22 protein-coding genes are annotated in these 24,472 nt (G+C 24.7%); 13 read left to right on the top strand and 9 right to left on the bottom strand.

The genetic code is table 4. The features are described from left to right. A complete protein-coding gene (locus tag MFL_RS01765; RefSeq protein WP_011183235.1) occupies nucleotides 1-732 on the top strand; it encodes a hypothetical protein in 732 nt (243 codons plus the stop codon). A 26-nt stretch (nucleotides 733-758) separates the two neighbouring features. Here the strand turns inward: MFL_RS01765 and MFL_RS01760 are convergent, their stop codons facing one another. Then, nucleotides 759-1,529 carry a glycerol-3-phosphate acyltransferase gene (locus MFL_RS01760; RefSeq protein ID WP_011183234.1) on the bottom strand — a complete coding sequence of 257 codons (771 nt, stop codon included), beginning with the start codon at nucleotides 1,527-1,529 and terminating at the stop codon, nucleotides 759-761. A gap of 101 nt (nucleotides 1,530-1,630) precedes the next feature. Here MFL_RS01760 and MFL_RS01755 point away from each other — a divergent pair, with 101 nt between their 5' ends. After that, on the top strand, nucleotides 1,631-1,939 hold the full coding sequence (locus MFL_RS01755; RefSeq protein ID WP_011183233.1) for a hypothetical protein: 309 nt from the start codon (nucleotides 1,631-1,633) through the stop codon (nucleotides 1,937-1,939). A 40-nt stretch (nucleotides 1,940-1,979) separates the two neighbouring features. Here MFL_RS01755 and MFL_RS01750 read toward each other — a convergent pair whose 3' ends face one another. Continuing rightward, nucleotides 1,980-3,008, bottom strand: a complete 1,029-nt coding sequence (locus MFL_RS01750; protein WP_011183232.1) for a hypothetical protein — start codon at nucleotides 3,006-3,008, stop codon at nucleotides 1,980-1,982. Between the two features lie 110 nt (nucleotides 3,009-3,118). Here MFL_RS01750 and MFL_RS01745 point away from each other — a divergent pair, with 110 nt between their 5' ends. Genes MFL_RS01745 through MFL_RS01715 form a run of 7 tightly spaced genes read left to right on the top strand, consistent with a single transcriptional unit; the run spans nucleotide 3,119 to nucleotide 8,613 of the window. Further along, on the top strand, nucleotides 3,119-3,943 hold the full coding sequence (locus MFL_RS01745; protein WP_011183231.1) for a riboflavin kinase: 825 nt from the start codon (nucleotides 3,119-3,121) through the stop codon (nucleotides 3,941-3,943). Nucleotides 3,944-3,946: 3 nt separating this feature from the next. Beyond that, a complete protein-coding gene (locus MFL_RS01740) occupies nucleotides 3,947-4,828 on the top strand; it encodes a deoxyribonuclease IV (protein ID WP_011183230.1) in 882 nt (293 codons plus the stop codon). Nucleotides 4,829-4,867: 39 nt separating this feature from the next. Further along, nucleotides 4,868-5,272, top strand: a complete 405-nt coding sequence (nusB, locus tag MFL_RS01735) for a transcription antitermination factor NusB (protein ID WP_011183229.1) — start codon at nucleotides 4,868-4,870, stop codon at nucleotides 5,270-5,272. Continuing rightward, a complete protein-coding gene (gene xseA, locus MFL_RS01730; RefSeq protein ID WP_011183228.1) occupies nucleotides 5,272-6,486 on the top strand; it encodes an exodeoxyribonuclease VII large subunit in 1,215 nt (404 codons plus the stop codon). The genes nusB and xseA overlap by 1 nt, the downstream gene beginning before the upstream one ends. After that, nucleotides 6,476-6,682: an exodeoxyribonuclease VII small subunit gene (gene xseB / locus MFL_RS01725; RefSeq protein WP_011183227.1), complete on the top strand. Its 207-nt coding sequence runs from the start codon at nucleotides 6,476-6,478 to the stop codon at nucleotides 6,680-6,682. The genes xseA and xseB overlap by 11 nt, the downstream gene beginning before the upstream one ends. Continuing rightward, a complete protein-coding gene (locus tag MFL_RS01720) occupies nucleotides 6,682-7,485 on the top strand; it encodes a TlyA family rRNA (cytidine-2'-O)-methyltransferase (protein WP_011183226.1) in 804 nt (267 codons plus the stop codon). Before xseB ends, MFL_RS01720 begins: the two co-directional genes overlap by 1 nt. A 15-nt stretch (nucleotides 7,486-7,500) precedes the next feature. Beyond that, nucleotides 7,501-8,613, top strand: a complete 1,113-nt coding sequence (locus tag MFL_RS01715; protein WP_011183225.1) for a Y-family DNA polymerase — start codon at nucleotides 7,501-7,503, stop codon at nucleotides 8,611-8,613. Nucleotides 8,614-8,880: 267 nt separating this feature from the next. Here MFL_RS01715 and MFL_RS01710 read toward each other — a convergent pair whose 3' ends face one another. Then, complete coding sequence (locus MFL_RS01710) at nucleotides 8,881-9,771, bottom strand: hypothetical protein (protein WP_011183224.1); 891 nt, start codon at nucleotides 9,769-9,771, stop codon at nucleotides 8,881-8,883. Nucleotides 9,772-10,338: 567 nt separating this feature from the next. Between MFL_RS01710 and MFL_RS01705 the strand changes: the two genes are divergently transcribed. From MFL_RS01705 to MFL_RS01695, 3 genes are read left to right on the top strand one after another with little or no spacing between them, the layout of a single operon-like run. Beyond that, on the top strand, nucleotides 10,339-11,259 hold the full coding sequence (locus tag MFL_RS01705) for a hypothetical protein (protein ID WP_011183223.1): 921 nt from the start codon (nucleotides 10,339-10,341) through the stop codon (nucleotides 11,257-11,259). 1 nt (nucleotide 11,260) lies between these two features. Then, the gene (locus tag MFL_RS01700) at nucleotides 11,261-12,568 is read left to right on the top strand and encodes an SGNH/GDSL hydrolase family protein (protein ID WP_011183222.1); all 1,308 of its coding nucleotides are present in this window, start codon (nucleotides 11,261-11,263) and stop codon (nucleotides 12,566-12,568) included. After that, nucleotides 12,556-14,574: a lipoprotein gene (locus MFL_RS01695; protein ID WP_011183221.1), complete on the top strand. Its 2,019-nt coding sequence runs from the start codon at nucleotides 12,556-12,558 to the stop codon at nucleotides 14,572-14,574. The genes MFL_RS01700 and MFL_RS01695 overlap by 13 nt, the downstream gene beginning before the upstream one ends. Before the next feature lie 13 nt (nucleotides 14,575-14,587). On the opposite strand, the gene MFL_RS01690 is transcribed toward MFL_RS01695, so the two are convergent. The 4 genes from MFL_RS01690 to MFL_RS01675 all read right to left on the bottom strand — a co-directional run bounded on the left by MFL_RS01690 (nucleotide 14,588) and on the right by MFL_RS01675 (nucleotide 18,926). After that, nucleotides 14,588-15,223 carry a substrate ABC transporter ATP-binding protein gene (locus tag MFL_RS01690; RefSeq protein WP_011183220.1) on the bottom strand — a complete coding sequence of 212 codons (636 nt, stop codon included), beginning with the start codon at nucleotides 15,221-15,223 and terminating at the stop codon, nucleotides 14,588-14,590. Then, entirely contained in the window at nucleotides 15,216-17,447 is a 2,232-nt protein-coding gene (locus MFL_RS01685; RefSeq protein ID WP_011183219.1) for an SF1B family DNA helicase RecD2, read from the bottom strand. The genes MFL_RS01690 and MFL_RS01685 overlap by 8 nt, the downstream gene beginning before the upstream one ends. Before the next feature lie 93 nt (nucleotides 17,448-17,540). Continuing rightward, nucleotides 17,541-18,374, bottom strand: a complete 834-nt coding sequence (locus tag MFL_RS01680; protein ID WP_011183218.1) for a hypothetical protein — start codon at nucleotides 18,372-18,374, stop codon at nucleotides 17,541-17,543. Between the two features lie 3 nt (nucleotides 18,375-18,377). Beyond that, the gene (locus MFL_RS01675) at nucleotides 18,378-18,926 is read right to left on the bottom strand and encodes a TIR domain-containing protein (protein WP_011183217.1); all 549 of its coding nucleotides are present in this window, start codon (nucleotides 18,924-18,926) and stop codon (nucleotides 18,378-18,380) included. Between the two features lie 94 nt (nucleotides 18,927-19,020). Between MFL_RS01675 and MFL_RS01670 the strand changes: the two genes are divergently transcribed. Further along, entirely contained in the window at nucleotides 19,021-19,575 is a 555-nt protein-coding gene (locus tag MFL_RS01670) for a hypothetical protein (protein ID WP_011183216.1), read from the top strand. Nucleotides 19,576-19,611: 36 nt separating this feature from the next. Here the strand turns inward: MFL_RS01670 and MFL_RS01665 are convergent, their stop codons facing one another. Both MFL_RS01665 and MFL_RS01660 read right to left on the bottom strand, forming a co-directional pair. Further along, nucleotides 19,612-22,176, bottom strand: a complete 2,565-nt coding sequence (locus MFL_RS01665) for a glucose PTS transporter subunit IIA (protein ID WP_011183215.1) — start codon at nucleotides 22,174-22,176, stop codon at nucleotides 19,612-19,614. Nucleotides 22,177-22,186: 10 nt separating this feature from the next. Continuing rightward, nucleotides 22,187-24,445 (bottom strand): alpha-xylosidase, encoded by a 2,259-nt coding sequence (locus MFL_RS01660; RefSeq protein WP_011183214.1) that lies wholly within the window; start codon nucleotides 24,443-24,445, stop codon nucleotides 22,187-22,189. Nucleotides 24,446-24,472 lie beyond the last annotated feature (27 nt).

The raw sequence follows: 24,472 nt of genomic DNA, 5'->3' as shown, positions 1-24,472 counted from the left end.
ATGAAACAAATATTAACATTTTTAACTGGAATGACTTTGGTTAGTTCTAGTGGTACAGTTGCAGCTGTCAATATTCCATCTTCTAAAGAGGAAACAAAAGAAATTAAAGTTGTTTCAGAAGTTATTGATATAACTAAAGATCAAATTGAATATGTAAATAATGATAAAGGTGGAAGTATTACATTAAACTTAACTAATGATGGTAAAAATTTATTTCATTATAATGAAACTGGTGCAACATCAGCACCAGTGTTAAGTTATAAAATTTACAGAATTCAAACAGATATTGACGCTTTTAAGCCGACTGAAAATCCTAACGAATGAGAATTGGTCGAATTAAACAGTTTATCTGCTGAAAATAGATTTGAAAATAACAATACTAAAAATTCTAATCAAATAACTTGAGGAGGAGATGTTTTCTATCCAACTAGTGCTTTTGCAAAAAAACCACATTCTATTTGTGACGTTAAAAAAGGACCAATGCCTCCAACAACACTACCCGAAGAAATAATTAATTCGCGATTAAACAGAATCTCAAATTATTATTGACAATCAGGTTCAGCTAGATTACAATATAATGAATTTTCAGCTTTAAATTATACTTATGACACTGGTGATAAATATGAGTTTGAATTTATTATAGGTTCTTATATTAATCCTATATGATCATTTTCAAGTGGAAAAAGTTGAACTAATTTAGGTACATCAGTAACATTTAATTACACTTTATAATAATTTAAAAAACGTGTGACTTATGTCTACACGTTTTTTTCTTTTTTAGGATAAATTGGTTGTTCAGTTTTATTTTTTAATTTAACAATATTTGATTTATGTCTAACAACTAAAATAACCATTCCAATTAAGATAACAATTTGCCCTGTTAACATTCCATCAGCAAAGTTTGAACCATGTATATTAGAAGAAAACTTATGAAATAAGTTATAAAAACTAAATACAATGTGTTTATCTCAAGCAACAATGAAAGAATCATATCCGTTGAATAAACTATAACCCATAACACCATATGTTCAAGGTAATCACATTAATAATAAGATTGTAGCAGTTCCAATAATTGAAGATAAACTAACTTTACGATATTTAAATGCAAATATTCATCAAACGATAAAGAAAATTAAAAAGTATAAGTAATTAACAACAATTAATAGACCTAAGAAACAACTTACAGCTTTACCACCTTTAAATTTAAATCAAATTGGTCAGCAATGACCAATCAAAACAAAGATACATGGAATAAAGTAACTTGTTTTACTAAATAATTCATTTGGTATCATTGATAATCCAATTGCAAATGCAGCTGTGATTAATACTTTGAATCCATCAAGTAAAGCTACAGCTAAACCTCATCTTTTACCTAATATTCTAACTGTATTAGTGGCCCCAGGGTTATTTGAACCCACTTCATAAATGCTTACACCTTTGACTCATTTAGTAATAGGAACTGATCAGAGAACACTACCCAATAAATAACCAAAGATTGAAGCTATAATAATTCCTAAATAGGGAAACATTTAATCAAATCCTTTCAGTAACAAATTTATTATATCAAATAGTATATTAGATTTTTGTGTTAAAATTTATTGTAGTTAAATTACTAAATATAGGAGAAACTATGAGTGAACAAATTCTAAAAAGAAATTTAGACTTAACAGTTGAAGAATTGGTAAAGCAAAATGCTCAACTAAAAGTTGAAAACAAAGATCTTTATAAACATGTAAGTAAAATTGATAATAAAACAGCTGGATGATTAAGGTTATTATGATTTATCCCAATTTTAGGATGAGTTATTTATAATGCTATTATGGCTGGCAGAAAAGCAAACCCTAAATACTTAAATCAAGTTTTACCTATTAAAGAGAAAATAGCAAGAAATGAATTTCAAGTTGTTTATAACGAAAAACTAATTGAAGATAAAAAATAAAAAACCTTATGAATTAACATAAGGTTTTTTAATATCAATTTTAAATTTCGAATAAATCTAAGAAAATTGTGTCATATATTCTTTCTAATCAGAAAAGTTTGTGAACTGTTGCTTTATTAAATTTAGCTTTCATTCTATTTTCTAATAAATCGACATAACTTTCTCATATTTCTTTATAACGATCTAATATTTCATTATTTATTTCTATCATTCTACCTTGATCAGGTCTAGTTAAATCATCTTTATTAACTAAAATAAATAATCCATTTTTTGAAGTTAAACTGTTTTTACTAAATTTTAAGTTTAAGTAATTATCTTCAAATTCGACATCCTCAAATAATGATTTATTTGAGAAATATTGATCTTTAATCAATTTAACATAGTTTGCATCAATTGCTTTAGATTTATCAGCAATTTTATTAAATGAGTTCAAGAATGATGGAAGAAGCATCATATCAATTGTGGTTCTTAAAATAGCTCAGATTAAAACTTTATTATCACCAGTTGACACAAAGTTTTGTTGAATTTCAAAGTTTACTAAAATAGTAATGTAAAAATTTGATGCGACAAAGAATATTAAGAATCATATTGGTGTAAATGAAATTTCTCTAACTGCTCTAAATTTTTGTCTATCAACTTTTGATTTATATTTAAATACAATAATCTTTTTGAAATATAAATTTTTTGAAAATCAATTCATGTAAGTAAATTTTGCTAACATAAAAGCTGAAACACCTAATAATATGTATCTAACAATATTAGCTGCTGTTCTATCAAGCACAAATGCTGAAAGAATAAATAGTACTGTAATGACACTCAACATTACAACATCTAAAATAAATAAGAATAATAAATATGGAATAGTTTTTAATAAAAGATTTGTAATTTTTTTATGAGTTTTAATTAAAGTCAATCTTTTTTCTTTTTCTGAAACTTCGCTATTGTTAATTTTAACGTTTAAATCAGAAAGTAATTCTTTTGTTTTTTTGGTTTCTTTTTTTAGTGGTTTAACAATTTTAATTTTGCTTTTAGCTTGTTTTTTTTTCAGCCATAATTTTCTCCTTTTCACATTTTATAATTATAATGTAAAATAGAAATAAATTAATAATTTAGTACAACATTAATTTGAATTTTAAAAATATAATTAAATTAAATTGTATTAAGTGGGGGAGAAACAAAATGACTATACACTATAATGAAATGCTAATGATGCTATGAAATTTGCCTCAAACAGTAGCTGTATTTGCAGAATTTGATAAATGAGATGAAAATGAAACTAATTTAATTAAAAAAGCGAAAGAGAACAATTTAAAAGTTATTTTGATTCAAAAAGAAATTAGTAACTTTAAAAATATAATTCCAAATAAAGGAATTGAGCAAAAAGCCAAAGATTTAGATTGTGAACTTGTTTTATGACATTCATTTAATCAAGAATATAATTATGAAAGAATTAAACAAGATTTAAATATTCAAAAAGTTTATTTATTTGATAACAATTCAGATCTAGCCAAAATTGAAACAGCTTTTGAAGATAAAACAATTATTAAATATGATGAAAAACTTAATAATGATATTAAAAAGAGTGAAGAGTTTTTAAAATTAGGAAAAATTCAAGAATATAAAAATTTAAATGGTTTTAATTTTGGTTTTAAAGGTTTTGTTGAGCATGGTAACCACATTGGGAGAACAATTAATTATCCAACTGCAAATATCATTATTAATGATGAGTTGATTTTGAAAGAAGCTGTTTATTTAACAACTACTAAATTACCAAATGACGAAAAAGCATATCCAAGTATTAGCGCTTATTGAACTAATAAAAATGGAGTTAATGTATTTGAGAGTCATATTTTAGATTTTGATCAAGATATTTATGGATGAGGAATCGATGTAGAAATTATTGATTTTATACGTGAAAGTATTAAAGTAAATAACTTAGACGAACTGAAAGATTTATTAAATCAAGATAAAGCATATGCAATAAAACATTTTAAAGGAGAATAAAAAATGAAAAAACCAATTTTAGGTAGCCATGTTGGTATGAGCAAATCAAATAAACATGGAGAATATTTAATCGGAAGTGTAAAAGAAGCTTTAAGTTATGAAGCTAATACTTTAATGTTTTATACTGGTGCACCACAAAACTCAGTTCGTACTGCAACTGATAAGTTGTATATTGAAGAATTTAATCAATTATTAAAAGAAAATAATATTAACAAAGATCACATTGTAGTTCATGCACCTTATATTATTAATATTTCAAATCCAGTTAATCAAACAACTTGAGATTTTGGTGTTGATTTTTTAAAACAAGAAATTAAACGTTGTGAAGATATCGGAGTTAAGATTTTAGTTTTACACCCAGGAGCAAGATTAAAAGGTGATTATACAGATGCTTTAAATGCTTTAGTAAAAGGATTAAATGCTGTTGCGTCAAGTCAAACTAATGTAATTATTGCATTAGAAACAATGGCTGGAAAAGGTACTGAAGTTGGTTTATCTTTAAATGATTTTAAATATGTTATTGATAATGTAAACGAACCAGAAAAAGTTGCTGTATGTTTAGATACATGTCATATGCATGATGCTGGTTATGATTTTAATAATTGAGAATTAATTAAAGAAGAAATTAATAAAACAATTGGTAAAGATAAAGTTTTATGTTTCCATTTAAATGATTCAAAAAACCCGTTATTAGCTCATAAAGATAGACATGAGAATATTGGTTATGGTTACATTGGTTTTGACAATTTATTAAAAGTACTTTGAGATGAAGAATATATAGATATTCCAAAAATTTTAGAAACACCTTATGTAGAAGATAAACCTCCATATAAAGAAGAAATTGAAAACCTAATTAATAAAAATTTTTCCAAAAAAGTTAAATAAAATATGAGATAATTAATAAATCAAGGGGCAGGTGATATTATGAGTGAACAAAAATTAAGTATGACAAAAAGACGTACATATCTAGTTCAAATGTTTTATAGATATTTATTAATGAATAATGATGTTAATTACATCAAACAAGATATATTAGATGAAACACAAGAAAAATTAGATGTTGAGACAACACTAATAGCAAATAATATTGCTGAAAAGCTTTCAGATCTGAAAAAAGAAATTATTAAACATTTAAGTGCTAATTGAAAATGAGAAAGAATACCAACATACATTCAATCAATTTTAATTATTGGTGCATATGAAATTATTTTTACTCCAACTCCAAAAGCTGTAACAATTAATGAATTAGTTAATTTGGTGAAAGAAAACGAAGTTGATTTTGATTACAAGTTTGTAAATGCGTGTTTGGATAAGGTTATTAAACTATAATGGAAAACAAAATATTTTCAGTAGCTGAAATAAGTCAAATATTTAAAGAAGCTATTGAAGGTAGTAATTATTTTAAAAATATATATGTCAGAGGGGAAGTTGGCAATCTAACTTTTAACAAATCGGGACATGTATATTTTTCTTTAAAAGATAATCAAAGCACAATAGCTGCAATGATATGAAAAAGTAATGCACACAAACTAACAAACTTAAATGTAAAAGAAGGAATGGAAATTACATGTTATGGTAGATTAACTTATTATGTTCCAAGTGGAAGAGTAAGTTTTGAAGCTGTTGATGTAAGTGTTGAAGGAAAAGGTGATCTTCAAGAAATTTTTGAAGAACGTTTAAAAGAAATAACTGCTCTAGGTTGAACAGATGAATCAAGAAAAAAACCAATAAATAGATTTGCTAAAAATATTGGTTTAATAACAACTGATTCTGGTGCAGCTATTAAAGATTTAATAACAACATTAAAAAGAAGAATGCCTTCTGTAAACATTTACTTGTTTCCAACAATGGTTCAAGGTGAAACTGCTAAGTTTGATATAGCAAATAAAATACAACAAGCTAATTTATTTGAACCTAAGTTAGATATCTTAATTGTTGGTCGTGGTGGAGGAAGTTATGAAGACTTATGAACTTTTAATGAAATGAAAGTTTTAAAAGCCATAGTTGATTCATCAATTCCAGTAATTAGTGCTGTTGGTCATGAACCAGATATAACACTAAGTGATTATGTTGCTGATCTAAGAGCAGCAACACCAACTGCAGCAGCTGAATTAGCTTCAATTAGTACAGAAGAACTATTAAAAGAATTAGCATATAATTATGAAAATCAAATTCGTTTATTTAAGAATGTTTATAACAACCAACAATTAAAAATTGAAGAATTTAAAAAACAAAATATTTTAAAGATTAATAATAAATATGACTTACAATCACTTGATTTAAATTACATTGAAAAAAGTTTTATCAATAATATAAACAATATAATTAGCAGAAATGAAATGTTTATAGAAAACATAGAATCAAAAACAGCTCTATTAGACCCTAAAAAGCCATTAGACAAAGGATTTGGTTTAATTATGAGTAAAGATAAGCAAATTATTAATTCTGTTGACAAAGTAGATATAAATCAAGAAATAAAACTTGTGTTAAAAGATGGTGAAATAGAAACTATCATAAAAGGAGTAAAAAAACATGGAAAATAAAACATACGATCAATTAATTATTGAATTAAAAGAAGAAACATTAAAATTATCATCAAGTGAAATATCAATGGAAGAAGCAATGAAGATATTTGAAGAAAACATTAAAAGAATTCAATTAGCAAAAGAAAAGCTAACTGAATACAAAGGCACTATTAACAAAGTTTTAGCAGAAAATAAAATCGAAGAATTTAATTAATGAAAAAGCGTTTAGATGAAGTTCTTGTAGAAAAAGCATTAGTTTCTACAAGAAGTAAGGCAAAAGAACAAATAGTTAATAGAAAAGAAGTATATGTAAATAATGTTTTAATTACAAAAGCTGGTTTTATGGTTAGTGAAACTGATTTAATCGATATTAGATTGAAGCAAAGTACTTTTGTTTCAAGAGCTGGTTTAAAATTAGAAAAAACTATTAAGGATTGAAAAATTGATTTAAACAATAAAGTATGTTTAGATATTGGTGCTTCAACTGGTGGTTTTACACAAGTATGTTTAGAAAATAATGCAAGTTTAGTTTATGCAGTTGATGTAGGTACTGATCAATTAGATGAATCTTTAAAAAATAATAAATTAGTCAAAGATATGCAAAAATATAATTTTAGATATGCAAAAAAAGAAGACTTTGATAAAAATATAGAATTCTTTTGTTGCGATGTAAGTTTTATTTCATTAGATAAAATTTTACCAACTTTAAACAATTTAATTCAAGAGCAAACAAGTGGTGTTGTATTAATCAAACCTGAGTTTGAAGCAGGTAGTGAATTAGCTAAAAATGGTAAAGTTAATTTAAAATCAACACATTTACAAGTTATTAAAAATTTTATATATTATTCTAAAGAAAATGGTTTCTCTGTTGATAGATTAACTTATTCACCAATAGTTGGTAATAAGAAACAAAATATTGAATATTTAGCTTATTTAACAAAAACAGAAAAACAAAAGAATTGAAAAGATGAAGAACTAAACAAAGTTGTTAATCAATCTTGAAAATACTTAACATAAAAAGGAGGCATCCACATGAATCAAAAAGTAATTTTGCATCTTGATATGGATGCTTTTTTTGCAAGTTGTGAGCAAGCTCATGATAAGACTTTAAAAAATAAACCAGTTGTTGTAGCAAGAAATAATGATAGAAGTATTATTGTTGCAGCTTCATATGATGCTAGAAAATATGGGATAAAAGCAGGAACGCCTATATTTGAAGCAAAACAACTAGCTTATGGTGAATTAATAATTAAAGAAGGTAATAGAGATCTATATGAAGAATATAGCGAAAGAATATTTAATTTAATAAAAGAACAGTTTACATATAAGGTAGAGGTTTTAGGTATCGATGAATGTTTTATTGACGCTACTAATATTTGAGAGAAATATGGAAATGTTCAAAATTTATGTTTAGCTATTCAAGCTGCAGTTTATCAAGAAACAGGTTTAACTTGTAGTATAGGTGCTAGTTTTACAAGGTTATTTTCAAAAATGGGTAGTGATATGAAAAAACCTAATGGAATAACAATAATAACAAAAGAAAATTTTAAAACTTTAATATGAAATAAATCAATCAAAGATGTTATTGGTGTTGGTAGTTCATCTTTGGAAAAAATGGAGTTATTAAACGTTAAAACAGTAAATGATTTTGTGAAACTTGATGAAAAAATAATAGCTGATAGTTTTGGTTTATCTGGACAAAAAATGTATCAAAAATTACATGGAATTAAAAATGATGAAATAGCATATTGAGAAACATCAGTTAAATCAATATCTAAAGAAAAAACTTTTGATAAGAAAAATATGGCAATTGAAGATATTGAAGAAATATTGTTTAATTTAGCAGAAAAAGTTGTATTGAGAATGCAAAAGAACAATATTCTTGCAAAAACTGTAACATTGTCAATTAAGTTTTATAATCAAGAAATTAATTTTGACAAAAAAGAACAAAAAAAAAGAAGAACATATAGTGAAACTTTTAACGAATATACAGATAGTTTAGAAAAATTATACTCAAGAGTTAAAGTTATTTTAGATGATATTTATGATGGTGAATCTATTTCTTTAATTGGAATTGGAGTAACTAATTTAATCGAAAAGGATAAACTGGTAAAACAACAAAGTTTTGAAAATATAATTATTTAAAACTATAAATAATTTAATTTTTATTTTATTGGTATTTTTCATAAAAGAAAGATAGTTAATAAAACTATTTAGAAAATAACTAAATTTTTATTTACTATGATGCTTAATTTCTTTTTCATTCATGCAAGTTCTAGTAATTAAATCTACTTTAAATAAGATATGCAATAGAATATTGCATTACTTTTCTTATTTTTCTTTAACATATTTTCTAAAATATTAACTTATTCACTTTATTGTTTTCATTAATTATTTAACTTATAGTCAACTTTATTTTTTCAAAATATTATAAAAGATTTCAAAATATTCAATTAATGAATGAATAAAAGGGTACATTTCTATTCTTAAAAAATAATTATCACTTAATCTTAAATATGTTATTCAGTGATCTGGATTACTAAAAATATTTATTTTATTTTCTTGAAAATTCTTAAAGATTTCATCATAAAGTTTAATTCTTATTTTATCTACGTCTTTTACATATAAAACTTCTTCCATATTTTCATCAAAATCATTTTTATTAAAATTTAAAATTGCCTCATCCAAATATTTATTTTGTATTTTACAAAGTGTTATTGTTTTTTTATTTGAGTTTAGCAAATCAAACATACATAACTTATTTGGTTTTGAATTAACTAAATCATTAATAATTTTATTATTATAAAAATTAAATTCATATATAGAATTTAAAAGTTTATGAATAGTTATTGAATCTAAGTAGAAATGAGAAAATAAATTTCTTAAAAAACTTAAAAAATTAATATTAGCTTCTAAAAAATCACTTCCTAATTTATAATTTTTTTCTTTATTATTTTCATTTTCTTCATTAATTAAGAAAATTATGTTTTTACAATATAATCAAGTTAAACTGCTAAAATTTTCAAACAATAGTTTTTCATCAATTTTATTACTTTCTATTGCTGACCTTAAAATAAATAAAGAATTGCAATAACTAAATGATTGTTTAATTAATTTATGCAAAGAATAATGTTTTTCAAAAACATTTTCAAAAACTTTTTCAAAAACTTGCATTTTTTCAATAAAGTCAATTAGTCTATTTAAAATCTCACTTTCAAAAAAATGATTATTTTGAATTACTAATAACGTATTTATTCTATTAGGTGATAATTTTATGATTTCTTTGTTAAATTCTTTTTTCATATATTTTTCCTTTTTTTAATTATTATTTTATTCGTTAACTTAAAATATTTTTGTAAGTTTAAAGTCACTATTTTAAAAAATATAGCAAGAAAAAATATATAATTTTATCTAATATTTTCTTGTCTAATTTTTTACAACATATTTTTTTACTTTACTTTAAATTTTATTGATACTTTAATTTAAAGTAAATATAATTTTATTAAATAATTATAAATCTTGATTGAGAAAATAAATCGTTAAACAGGAATCAATTTATAATCTTAAATGTAATGAAATACGAAAAGAATATAAATATGTTGAATTTTTTATATTAGTATAATAATTGACTTACTTCTAAATGAATTAAGAAACGAATTAAGAAACTCTTATTTATTATAAATTCTTAAAAGTAAAATAGTTTTAAAAAATGTGAGTTTCCCATTATTAGAAAAATTTTATTAGCTTTAATACTTTTCAACCTTTAATTTATTGTTTTGCAAAACAACAAAGTTTTGAAAATATAATTATTTAATGTATAATCATACTTAATATTATTTAAACGAAAGTTATAAAAGAGGAAAATTTTTTATGAAGTTTGGACTTAAGAAACAAGGGATAACACTTATTGTGATATCTTCTTTATACGGTATTGGTGCTGTCGCCTCTACTATACCAGGACTTGGAATTGAATCTATTAGATTTATTAACTCAGTTAAAAAACAATTACAAATTATTATGCCAAAAGACAAGTATGTTTTAGACGCAGAAAGTCCATTATATGAACCAATTATGCATAACGTTATAAGAACTTCATATTTAGCTGATGCTATCTCAACAATTGATTCTTTTAATGCAGCTGAAAAGGACAAATTTACACCTTTATATACTGATTTTACAAATGATTGATATACAGAAAGATGACAACCAGTTATTGATCAAAAACAAAATATTGATTTTTATGACATTGCTACAGATATGATTAAATTTGATCAAGCTATTGCATCAGAATTTCAATCATATGGTTATGTTAATACTGGTACTCAATGAATTTTTCATAAAAATGGAATTAGTGAAATGTTTTCAAGCGATTTAAGAGAAAATGCAATTAAGCAACAATCAGTATGAGATCAAGATGAATATGAAGATTTAATTGAATCTACTGGTCCTGGTTTGACAGGAATTACAGTAAAACAATCACCAGGAACAAAACTAGTGAATAACAAGGTATGATTTTTAAATCAACAAATTGATTCAATCAAATATGCAATTAGTATTCAAAGTTTACAAAATCCGTTTGTAGACAAAAATTTAATAGTTGAAGATGTTGCTGATTATGTAACAATTGACGACTTATATCATCCAAACTTTACAAGAGGTCTTACAATGGCTCAATTATCATTTATTTTTATGTTATCAGCTGTTGTAGTTTCACCTACATGCTTAGGTTTTGGAATATGAAAATATAAAAAATGAGAAAAATCTGAAAAAGTTGAAAGTGCAGGAGAATAAAATGAAAAAGTTATTAGCAATTTTAGCGGCAACAGCATTAATAACCCCTGTAGTTACTAGTGTTATTAGTTGTGGGGAAAATCAAGAACCATTCACTAACAATCCATTAATGATTGGAAAAGGGATTGATAAATCAAAAGCAATCGATGATAGTCAACCAGGTAAATTTGGTTTTACTAATTTTTATATAGTTGGTGATAGTTTGAGTGATACTGATGGAATCTCAAATTTAATCAAAACTAAGTTTGCAAATCAAATGGTTGATTTAAATGTAAGTCTATCAGGGGCTTATGGTTATGAAAAAAATGATGTGCATTATTCAGCTTTTAGTAATGGAATGACAGCTGGAACAATTTTGTCAGAAAAATTAGGTTTTGGGGAAATGAAACCAAGTAATTTCTTATCTAAAAAAGAAAGCACAAATTATGGTAAAAACTATTCTGTTGGTGGAGCTACTGCAGCTAAACTTGATTTACCGACTGGTATTTTATTAAATGATGCAACTATTGATAGACAAACTGAAGCTTTATTGTCTCAACATAAGATTAACAACAATGATTTAGTGTTTTTTGAAATTGGTGGTAATGATTTATTTTCATTAATTGGTTTTGAAGGAAATGAAGCAAAACAAATAGAATTTATGAATGATAGCATTGATAGAGTAAGAACAGCTTTATTTAATTTATTAAACAACGGTATAAAAAACATAATTTTTATGACACCTCCAAGAATGGACTTTCCACCAAGATATCGCGATATTTTTAATGAAGCTAACGCAGGAAATTCTAAAGCAAAGAAAACAGCTGAATTTATAATTAATATTTGTGATGAATATTATTCTAAAATAATGAATGTTCTTAACGAAGTTGAACAATACTATCCTGATTCAATTGAATTATATGATTTATACAAAAAAACTAATGAGTTAGAAAATGAATTTAAAAAAATAGCAGGACAAGACGCAATTATTGATAAAGCATATAGTGATGGTCAAGCAATAGAAATAAAATTAAATAACGAGAAAATGACATTTAATACAGATCCTAAATTAGATTTATTTGATAATGTTTCTAGTGTAATAAACGAATTTAAAAGTGATATTGTATTTGGAGCTAAAAATACTTTAGACATTACAATTTCAGCAACAAGATCAACTTCAAGAAGTTTATATAACAATAATGAGCGTGATAAAGACATGAGTAAATTTTTCTTTACTGATTTTGTTCACCCAACAAAACAAGTTCATGAATTGGTTTCTGAAATTCTTTTAGACCATGCAAAGGAGTTGAGTAAAAAATGAGAAAATTAATTTCTTTATTGGCTGCTGTAACTTTAACAGCTTCAGCCTCAGCTTCTGTTATTGCTTGTGGTCAAATACAACCTAAAGCAAAAGAACCTGCTGTTTATAATTCTCAAGACATTAATATTTTGCTTAAACAAGTAGCTAAAGCATATTATTTAAATTCAAATAAATCTACAAATTATGATTTTAATTATGTATATGAAAATATGATTAAAAATAAATGAATAAAACAATTAGATGCAACCGCTGAAACATCAAATACTAATGGAATAAATAATAATTCTCGCTTTACTGACATTCAATCTACATATTTTGGTAATGAATTAATAAGTAGTAAATTAAAAGATAAGAGTAACATTCAAATTATTTCTGGAGCAGCACCAAAAGATCCTAATATAATTATGAATATTTCAAATATTTATCCTACATTAATTTCATTTATGAGTAACGGACAAATAATTGAAATGATTTTATTTTTAGTTGATTTAGGAATTACTTTAATGCCACAAATCATTTCTGATCAAGGATTATTAGAATATGCAGCAGCATTATTACCAGATGCCAATATTAAAAAATTAGCTGATGCTTTAAGTCCTTCAACTGCAAAATATCAAAATTATACAATGGAGGAAGTTTTAAACTCATCTATTGTTGATTTTGGTAATGCTTTAAATGTTTTTGCAGGTAAAGAAGCAAGATACAAAAATTCAACAGCAAAAGAAGCCAATGAATGAAGAGCAGCAGCGTTAAATGGTTCTGTTTTAGCAATGCAAGATTTATCAAAACAATCTAATGTTAATCTAAATATTGTAGATAATTGAGATTCATTATGTTCAATCGTTAACTTTGCTAGAGTATTAGTTATCTATCTAAATAACTTTGCTACTCAAAGATTAGAAATTATAGAAAAATCAGAATCAAATATTGAAACACTTTCATGAAGTAATTTACAAAGTATTAGAAATACAAAATATTCTCAAGTTAAAAATGAATTAGATATCAAAAAATTAATCAGATATTTAGATAAAACTTTTAATGATGAAAGTGGTAAAGAAATACAAAATTTATTACAATTTTTATTTAGAGGGCATGAAAAATATAAACCAGCAGCTAATGGGCTAATTCCTGATATAGATGGTTTCATGTATAACTTTACGAATACAGTATATGATGATGCTGGTTTAAGTGGAGTTTTTAAAGCGTTATTAAATGGTACTTCAACGCCTAATAAACCAATAGGAAGTATGCTTGTTGGAGGATTAGGATTAGTAAGTTCTAATAATAATATAGTTGGTAAAATAAGTGAATCTATTCTTAGACCTTTAATTACAACTGCTTTAAAAGCAGCTGCTGCGCTAGGAACAATTGATGAAAAAACTGCTAACTTATTAATTGATTTAATTAATGACGGAATTTTATCAAAACCATGAGATGTTACTTGAAATAAATTTTTAATACCTTTTACAAATAAAAAATTAAATAAGAATGGGAAAGTTAATATCTTAGGTTTCCCGATTAGTGGTGATTACACAATTAAAACTTTACTAACTCGTTTAACTGATTTAACAACAACTGAAAATGATCAACCATTAAAAATAGATTTTAATAATGTTTCTAATTTAATAAATCAATTACAAGGTGTTGTTAAAGTTGCACAAGAAAATCCAAAAGATTTATTAAGTAAATTAGGATATATTAGACCTTCTATTGGTGATGATAAAGAATTTATAAAATCAGGATCATTTTTTGACTATTTAGGTAAAATATTAAACGATACAAAAGGAAGCAATGGATTATTTACTGCTTTAAATAATAAAACAAAAGAATTTAAAGAATCACAAGAAAAATTAAAACAAGAAATGCAAGAAAAATTTGATTCAATTAAAGTTTCAAATGAAAAACAAATTGATGATAATAATTTTGAATATGTTATAGACAATAAAACTATTACAATAACAATTAAAGTAGTTAAAAACAAATACTCAATATCAGCAATGAGTATTAAAAATTAATTTAAAAAAGACATTAATCTTTAAAAGGATTAGTGTCTTTTTCTTTTTTCTTTTTAACAATATCAGCTTTCAATAATGTTTCAGCTTCTTTTGTTCTTTTTTTATTTGTACTAACTATAGTTTTAGCTTCTTCTTCAGTTATACTTTTATCTTCGCTAATCATTTTTTTGATACGTTCTTTTTTAATTATTTGTGCTTGTTCATATTCTTTTCTGGCTACATAGCTTTGATATCCTAAACGACTAATCATTTCAAATACAGATCCTACTATTAAACCTAATAATATAAATACTATCATTACAAAAAACAATGTAGTTATATTAACAATATTATGAGCAGCTATAATAAATATCATAGTTAAAATTAAACTTAATGAATATAAACCTAAAGAACTAAGAAAATAAATTTTTTCTTTTTTAGTCATTACATATTCTTTTTCTTTATTTAAATCATAAAATTTAACAAATCAATAAAATCCTAATAATAAACAACCAATTAAAAATAAAATGATTTCTGTTATTAATAAAGCTGTTGTATTTCCTTCAAACACACCTTTTTTAAAATCAAAATATTTAACCAATAATGAACTTAAAAAGAATAATCCTGAAGCTGTTGCTAAATATTTTAAATACGTTTGTTTTTTACCCATTTGTTTCTCTCTTTTCTAGCATAGTTTCAATAAGTGTTGTATTTCTTCTAGGTGGTGTTATTTTAATTGCATTAAAGAATAAATCACTATCACCTAAAATAACTATTTTATCTTTTGCTCTTGTTACTGCTGTGTAAATTAATGTTTTATTAATAAAGCCTGAATTAAATTTAGGACTATCTATAACTAATAAAACATTATTATATTCACTTCCTTGAGTCTTATGCACACTAGTTGCATAAGATAATTTTACATCACTAAAGTTTTTTGGTTGTAATAATATCTCTTTATCATTAAATTCAGTTAAAACATCTTTTAATCTACCTATAGCATCATAATTAATTTTAATTATTTTACCTACATCACCATTAGCTAAATCTAAATCAGTGTCATTTTTTAAAAACATGATTTTATCTTCAACTACAAATCGATAATCTCCTCGATCATAGACTTTCTTTTTATCTTTAACATTTTCATTAAATTCATTTTGGATTTGAGCATTGATTTCATCAATTCCTAATTCACCACCATACATTGGACAAATAACTTGTAAATGATTAGCTCTTTTTTCTAAATCATCTCAATGTTGACCAACAATTTCAGTAACTTTGTTCATGGTGTTTTGATTATTATAATCAAAGTTTATTTCAACATTACTCATAGATTCTAAATCACTTATCTCTAATGTCTCATTTAACACTTTATAAGCTAAATCAACAATACCATTGCCATTCTTTTGTCTATGAACTGTATCTAGTTTAATTGTTTTTAAAAAATCTAGTTCTAATAAATCAGCAAATGTATTTCCATACCCTACACTTGGTAATTGATTAGCATCACCAACTAAAACTACTTTTCTAACTCGATCACAAGATTGTATAAAACTTGCAAATAATTTATTATCTATCATTGAGCATTCATCTAAAATTACAAGTTTTTGATTTAATGGATTATTTTGTGTAATTTGAAACTTATTAAGTTCTTTTGCTTCTAATAGTTTGTGTATTGTTGTTGCATATGATTTCTTGTATGTTTCTCTAATTCTAGCAGCAGCTCTTCCGGTTGGTGTTGCTATTGCATAGTCCTCAGTACCACTCATACGATTAAACAATTTAACTATTCCTTTAATCAATGTTGTTTTACCAGTTCCTGGTCCACCAGTAATAATAGATAATTTATTATTGGCAAATAATTCTAATGCTTCTCTTTGTTTTTCATCAAATTTAAAATCTTTAATTTTATTTTCATAAGCTATTTCTTCTTCAATTTGATTTATTTCTCATGAAATACCTTCTTTATTGGCATTTTTAGTGGGTATATTAAGCTTTATTATATTATCTGCGATAATTTGCTCTTCTCTTCAAGATTCTTCTGTATAAATACGATTTTTAGTTAATTTTAAAATACCTTTTTCTTTAGCATATAAAATACCTTCAAAAAGTAATTCGGTATCTTGTATTTTTAACTTACGCATTAAACTTCTTGAAAGATAATCTTTGTTTGTATAAGTATCTCCAGATGCAAATAAAAAATCATCAGCTAACTTTCAAGCTCAATAAGCTATTCTTTCAGGTGAGTGTAATTCTAATCCAAAATGAACAGCAACTTTATCAAGTTCTTCAAATGAAGCAATTTCTTTATCTTTTGCAAAAGATAAAAATGAATTTGAAAAAATGCTTTCAATAATGTCATTATCTTGATCAAAGTGATTATCCATTCAATCTAATATTGAAGTTTTAAGATTATTTTCAAAAAAGATATATCTTAATCTTTCTTGACCTTCTTGTCTGATATTCTCTTCTATTCCTTTTTTAATAATTGGGATATAAATAGCATTAAGTCCTGGTATTTCATTTAATAATTCAATATTTTTAACTAATTGTGTAATTGCTTTATCACCTAAGTGATTTATTATAATTTCAGCTGTTTTTTCTCCTACACCTGGAAATGCAGGACCTGCTAAAAATTTAATTTGTTCTTTAGTTGAGTGAATAGGTGCTTTTCGATAAGTTTGAACATTAAAACTTTTACCATAACGAGGATGTTCTTCAAAATATCCAGTTATTTCATATAAAGTTTTTTTATCCATACTAGTTATTGATCCTTTAATACTCATATGTTGTTTTAAATTATCTTCACTAGCAAATGTACCAGTTCCTCAACCAGCATCATTTGAAAAACCATATTTAACTACATATCCTCTAAAAGTTAATAATTCGTTCATCTTCTCACCCTTTTTATTTATATATTTTATAACAAATAAATCTCAAACAAAAAAAGAACTTGTTTAAATAAGTTCTTTGTTTATAAAATTTACTTAAATTTTTGAATTTTTTATTTCTTTTTCAACTTCGTCTATAATTTTTTTTGATTCTTTATTTTTAGACATAAGTTGCTTTTTCAACTCATCGCTAATATTTAGTAAATTATAAATTTCATCAGTTGTTATGTAATTTTGAGAAAATAAACATAAAATTTTTAAATCATTTCTCTCTAATAAAGTAATTTTTAAATCATTAATTTTATTTCAAAATTGTTCTTCTTGGTTTTCAAAATCTTTTTTAACTTTATTTTTTCCTTCTGCATCAGAAAACATAAAACTTCTTGTAAAAGTTAATATTGGCCTTAAATCTGTATTTATTATTTTTAGTAACATTGATGGAATGATTGGTGAATTCTCACTTTCAATTACAAGTTTTTTTAAAAATTTAAATAATTGATAAATTGAATTAACTGCTTCTGCAGTATCGCCTCTTGAATCATTTGTTATAACAGAAGTTATAATCGCTGTGAATGCTTTTCAAGAAATTTGTCTATTATTTATTTTTTCAGGTAAATTTGATTGAATCTCAAATGTAACTATTTTAAAATCTAAATTTGTTTTAACTGAACTTGAAAGTGAACTTGAACCAATAAGTTCTTTAAGATGTAAATTTAATTTTTTATCTTCTCTTTTAAAAAAGATTTTATTATTTAAACTTAAATCTTTATTATCTAAAAGATTTTTAAATGATTGTTTAGTTTGTTTTAAGTTTTTATTATTTTTTAATTTTAGTTTAATACTTTTTATTATTAAAGGAATAAAAATAAAAAATAATATAATAATTAAAATTATTACTAAATATCATAAATTATTAATCTCTATTTTCATCTTTTATCTCCCACATATTGTACAGCTTGTATTGTTACTTCTGTAAGGATCAGAATTATTGGGTAGTACATTATTTCTATTTAAATAAGCTTTTTCAATTAATTCGTTTAATTTTGAAGGGTTATTAATTACGTTGTGATAATAATCAAAAACTGCATAGTTATTTTTTATATTTTTTGAAATTCTGGGTCCACATATTCTTTCACTATTTCATGTCCCTGCTGAAACATAAGGCACCATCTCAGGCATAACAAGAATAACAAGCCCATTTCTTGGATTTAAAAATGTTTCTCTAATAGATGAAGCAATTTCTCTATCTATATGCTTACGGTGATTTGTATGTAAACCTAGAAGAACAATTGTTACCTGACTATCTTTTAAATAATCATCTCTTATTATTTGATAAATTCTTTCAGTTGGTAGATTTTCATTAATATCTCCAATGTGAACAGAATTATTTATATTTCTAGAAGCTCTTACTGTTTTTTCTAATTCATCTTTTTGTATTTGATGACCAGAATGCCAATAAGAAATAAAAACTTTTTTATTCATATATTCCTCCATTTTTTATTTTATTATATTACTTTATTTAAAAGATTAATCTACTTTTGTTTTAATATGTGATAATTATGATATCGGAGATACTATGATTGAAATAAAATTTAAAAATCAGAATGAAATAGATTCATATAATAAATATAAAGAACTTAAAGGTGTTGAATATCATCAATACATAGCTAAATATTTAAATACTGATGAATATGCTAAAATAGCTGCTGTTATTCAATATGATCTAAGACTTAAATATATTCTTTATCGTTATATTTGTTTCTTTGAAGAATATATAAGAGCTGTTTTAATGAATTGTGATGTTAAAGATGTAGAATTCTTTTTAAAAGAAAACGTTAACATGAGTGAAGCTCAAAATTTATATTTTAAAAACTTAAATAAAATTCAAAGTGTATACAATGATAGACCTATCATTTCTCGTAATGAATTTGATGGTATACGTGAATTAAGAAATCAGATTTCTCACTTTAAACCAATCATTTTAGACAATATTTTAGAAAATCAAATGAACATCAATTTCTTATACAATAACTTAACTAAAAACTATCAATCTAATTTTAAAAATGAAATAAATATGGCAGGTAATGAAATAGATTTAGTTGATCAGGTAAAAATTAAATTTGATAAATAAAAACTAGAAGTTAATATCTTCTAGTTTTTATTTCTATTATGCATTAACTTTACTTGAGTTTTTTTGCTTTTTAGCAAATGCATGAAAGTTAAATAATTCTTCATTATTTTTAGGTAAATTTAATGCATTATTTTCTAAGGCCATAATTAACTGATTAAAATTGTTTTTAATTTCATTAAATTCTGACTTATTAGTGATCATAACTACTCTATCAACTGATTCATTAGTTATTTCTTTTGCTTTAATTGTAATTTTATTATATTGACTATTTAATTCTAAAATTTCTCTAATATATTCTTCTAACTTATCATTTAAAGATTTTTTATTTGATTTAACATTTTGTAATAAAGTATTATATTTAACAACTTTTTCATTGTTATCTTTTTTATAAGCTTTTAATGCTTTTTTAGAATAATTTTGTTTTTTTAAATCTTCTTTTACATTAATTTTTTCAAGTTTATTTTCAATAATACCTTTTTTGTATAATAAATCTTCTAAACGTTTAATTTGTTCTTTTGTTTCTTTTGAATATAATTCTGAAATTTCAGAAATTTCTGTATCAAATGATATTATTGCTTCATTTTTTGGGTTAATTAAGCTTGATATTTTTTTATATATTTTTTTGATACCTTTTTGTTCATCAACTCTTTCTTTATATAAAAATAAAGTAATCACAAATGCAGAACATATTGTTATTACAAATCCAATTAAACAGTTAACTAGATTCATTGTTCCACCAGGAATAGCACCTATTGCACATAAAACACCATTTCCAATTGCATACAATTGGGTGTTAGTTACACCATAATAAATACCACCAATTCCTGATCCAATACATCCTGCTATAAATGGTGTAACTTTAACTAAGTTGCAACCATAAATTGCAGGTTCTGTTATTCCTAATAATGCAGGCGGAGCTGCTGAAACTGCTACTTGTTTTAAATTTGAATTTTTAGTAATAAATAATAATGCAAAACATGCTCCAAATTGACCAAGAGAACCGATTTCTTTAACAGTTCCTAAAACTAAAGGTGTTCCTTCACCAATTTGTTGATTAATAGGAATATAGAATGCTGCGTGCATACCTGTTAAAACAAGTGGTTGTCATAATAAACCAAATATACCAGTTCCAATACCATATGGTATATTAGCTAAACCATCAATAATAACAAAATATAATCCACTTTCAACTAAAGCCAATAATGGTCCAGCAAATAAAAATACTGATAATAGTGAAACTGCATAAGTTAGTGAGTGTCTAAAAATTAAATCTACACTAACTGGCATTCATTTTCTTACTCATCTATCAAAGTAAACATATACTACACCAACAAATATATGCGGTAGAATAGATGAAGGATAAGCTGTTACACTAAATGTTCAATTTCCAAGTGAGAACAGATCTCATTTTGCTCCTCCAAATAAGAATGGACAAATTAAAGTAAGCCCTATTAAAATACCCATTATTTCGTTTCCTTTTAAAAACTTAACTGTTGAATAACTAAAATATATTCCAACAAAGGCCCAAGCAGTTTGACTTAAAATAAAGAATAAACCAGTCACTAATCCATAGTCAGACAGTATTTTTATACCACCATTAATTAAGCTTTCATTGTTACTAAAAATATAGTTCAATGAAACACTATCAATAACTCCAGTTGTTTCTAATATAGTTTTTACTAAAGTGATAAATGATGCTGCACAAATAACAGGCACAACAGGTACTAAAACACCATTAACTATTTTAATAAACTTTGACTTAAATGATTCAGCAGGCGCTTTAGTTTTTAAACTAACTTGTTTTTTATTTATAAATTCTGTGAATGCGTCTTTAAGTTTATAAGCATCCGGACCTATAATTATTTGTAGTTCGTTCCCTTTTAGGTTAACACCTTTAACTCATCTATTATTTTTAACTTCTTCAGTATTTATTATTGATGTATCTTTGATTTGTAATCTCAATCTAGTGTTACAGTTATTAATATTAACAACATTATCTTTTGATTGAACCGCTTTTAACACTTCAGCTGATAAACTTTCTCATTTATCTTGAAAAATTATAGGTAATGTATTACCTTGTTCATCCAATAAGTTGATTTCTTCTTTTTCAATATTTGTTTCAGTTTTAATTGTTTTTTCAATTTCTAAAATTAAATCACCTTTTTTATAATCACCAGGTTTTAAGAATATTATTTTATAATCATACTTTTGATCTTGTTCAATAACTATTGGTGTTGATTTTATAATATTATTTTTTTCAAATAATTTAAAATCAACATCTACAACTTCAGTTTTTGGTTCAACAGTTTGTCCAGGTTGTATTTTTAAATCAAACCCTTCACCATTTAACTGAACTGAATCAATACCAATATGCATTAATAAAATATTACCATTTGAATCTTCAAAATGAATAGCATGTTTTGTATGAAATATTTGAACGCATTTTCCATACACTGGAGAACAAATTTTATTGTTTTTTGGTTCAAAGAAAATACCCATTCCAAGTAAGCCTTCACTAAAAACCCCATCATTTAATTCTTTTATATCTTCTACATGACAATCTACGGGAGCATAAATTTTGATGTTTTTGCTTTCTGCCATAAATTTCACCTTATTCTACTTCGAATTTTTCATTTTCATTAACTATTTTGTTGTCTCTCACTTCAACAGAGTAGTCTTTGTCATTTATTCTAAATTTTAATGTTTCATTTAAAACATTTCCATAGATTCTTAATTTAATTTTTTCATTATCTATATTGTTAAATTTATACATAGGATTTTTAATCATAGGTATAATTGAATTTTCTTTAACAAAGATTAGTATTTTTTCAATTGGACAATCAATATTATATTTTTTGTTACCTTCATAAATTTTTTTATCTGAAAAATCAATTCAGTTTCCTTCAGGGAAATAAACTTGTCTTTCATATTTTTTATTACTTAAAATAGGAGCAACCATAATATTTTCACCCAACATAAATTGATCATCTATTTTAGCAGCAATTGTATCATTAGGGAATTCAAGAACTAAAGGTCTTATTATTGGTAATCCTGATTCAATAGCTTCTTTTTCATAGATTTTATAGTAAGGAAGTAATTGTCTTTTTAATTTAGCGGCTTCTCTAGAAATATTTAAGTCTTTTTCTCCAAAATATCAAGGTTCTCTTGCTCCAACACCATGGTATCTTGAAAAAGGTGTCAATAAACCAAATTGTGATCATCTTGCATACAAGTCTTCTTCATTAGCGTTAATATCTAAAAAGCCACCTATATCAGTTCCTCACATTACTGTTCCACAAAGTGAATTTGATAAACCAGAAAGTAATTGCATTTTTAGTTCATTAAAACTTGATGCTGAATCTCCAGCTCATTTTCCAACATATTTTTGTGTTCCAATATATCCAGGTCTTGATAAACAGAAACCTTTATCTATACCTTTCACTTCTTGAGTTGCTTCATAAACATATCTTAGATATAATTCAGCATAAGCATTTTTAAAATTTGTTCCTTTTTCACCGTTAAACATTACAGCGTCTTCATCAACACTATCACCATAATCAGTTTTAATAAAATCTACACCTTTGTACATTAAATCTTTTATTTTATTTTTTCAATATACTACAGCATCTGGATTTGTTAAATCTATAGCTGAAGCTGTTTCTTGGTAATTACCAAAACCACTTCAAATATGTGCAATACTTCCATCAGCTTTTTTAACATGATAACCTTTTTCGTAAACTTCATTTCACATTTCAGAGTTATCTATTTGTAAATAAGGGTTTATTCAGAAACACATTTTAAATCCTTTTTCGTGGACTTCGCTAAGCATTGTTTCTAAATCTCCAAATTGATCGTCATTGAATTCAAAATTACATGATTTTGTATATCTATTTTTGATTCATTTTGGATCCAATGTAAATACATCTATTGGATACTCATTTTTTATTGAATTTTCAATTTCAGTAAATAATTCTTTTTTATTATGATAATAAAGTCTGTTTAATCATAATCCATAGGCTTCATCTGGAACACCAGTTATTCTACCTGTAAATAAAGTATATTGTTTAACTAAATCTTTTAATGAATCTCCTGAAAATAAAATTATATCTAAACATTCTTCTGTAGACATAAACGATAAACTTTCGGTTGTTGGTGAACCAATTTCTCACTCTGTTTTATGAGCTGTATTTAATAGTAATCCTCAATTTCTTGAAGAATATACTAAAGGTACTCCTGAATAAGCATAATCACCATTTGAAACAGCTTCATTATCTACATTAAAAATAGTTGATTGAACACCGTTTTTAACAAAATTGTTAAATTTTTCACCTAACCCATAAATTAACTCTTCACTAGCTAACTGCATTGTCATAAATGGCTTTTGAATATTATCATCAATTTTAAATCCTAAAGGTGGTGTGCAATATCCTTCTAAATGATCTCATCCTGGTCTTAAAGAAGTTTTTGTTTTTATCTCACCATTAACGTCTACTAATGCTAATTGGAATTTATTTTTTGTAATAATAATATTTTCACCATTTTTTAATGAAATTACTATTTCATTTTTATCATTTTTATATTTTATTTTTGTTGTGACCATGTTTTCATGGTTTTTATCATAATATCTATTTACTGGGATTTGTTTTTGTCAATATCTTATATTAACTATTCCATTTTCATATTCAGCAAATGATAAATAAGCTTTTTGAAAATTATTAAAAGTAACTTCCACATAAAGCTTATTGCCTTCTTCTCAAACGTCACTTAATCTTAATGCAATAGCATAGTTTGACTCAATAGAAAAAATTCTTTCATGTTCTACACAATTATATGCATATTGTTTTTTTGTTATATTATCTCTTATAGACATTTTTGTCACCTCACATTATTATTATAA

The organism is Mesoplasma florum L1 (assembly GCF_000008305.1).
Classification (GTDB): domain Bacteria; phylum Bacillota_I; class Bacilli_A; order Mycoplasmatales; family Mycoplasmataceae; genus Mesoplasma; species Mesoplasma florum.
Note: the sequence above shows the minus strand (reverse complement) of the source record. Positions and strands in the feature narration are given on the sequence as shown.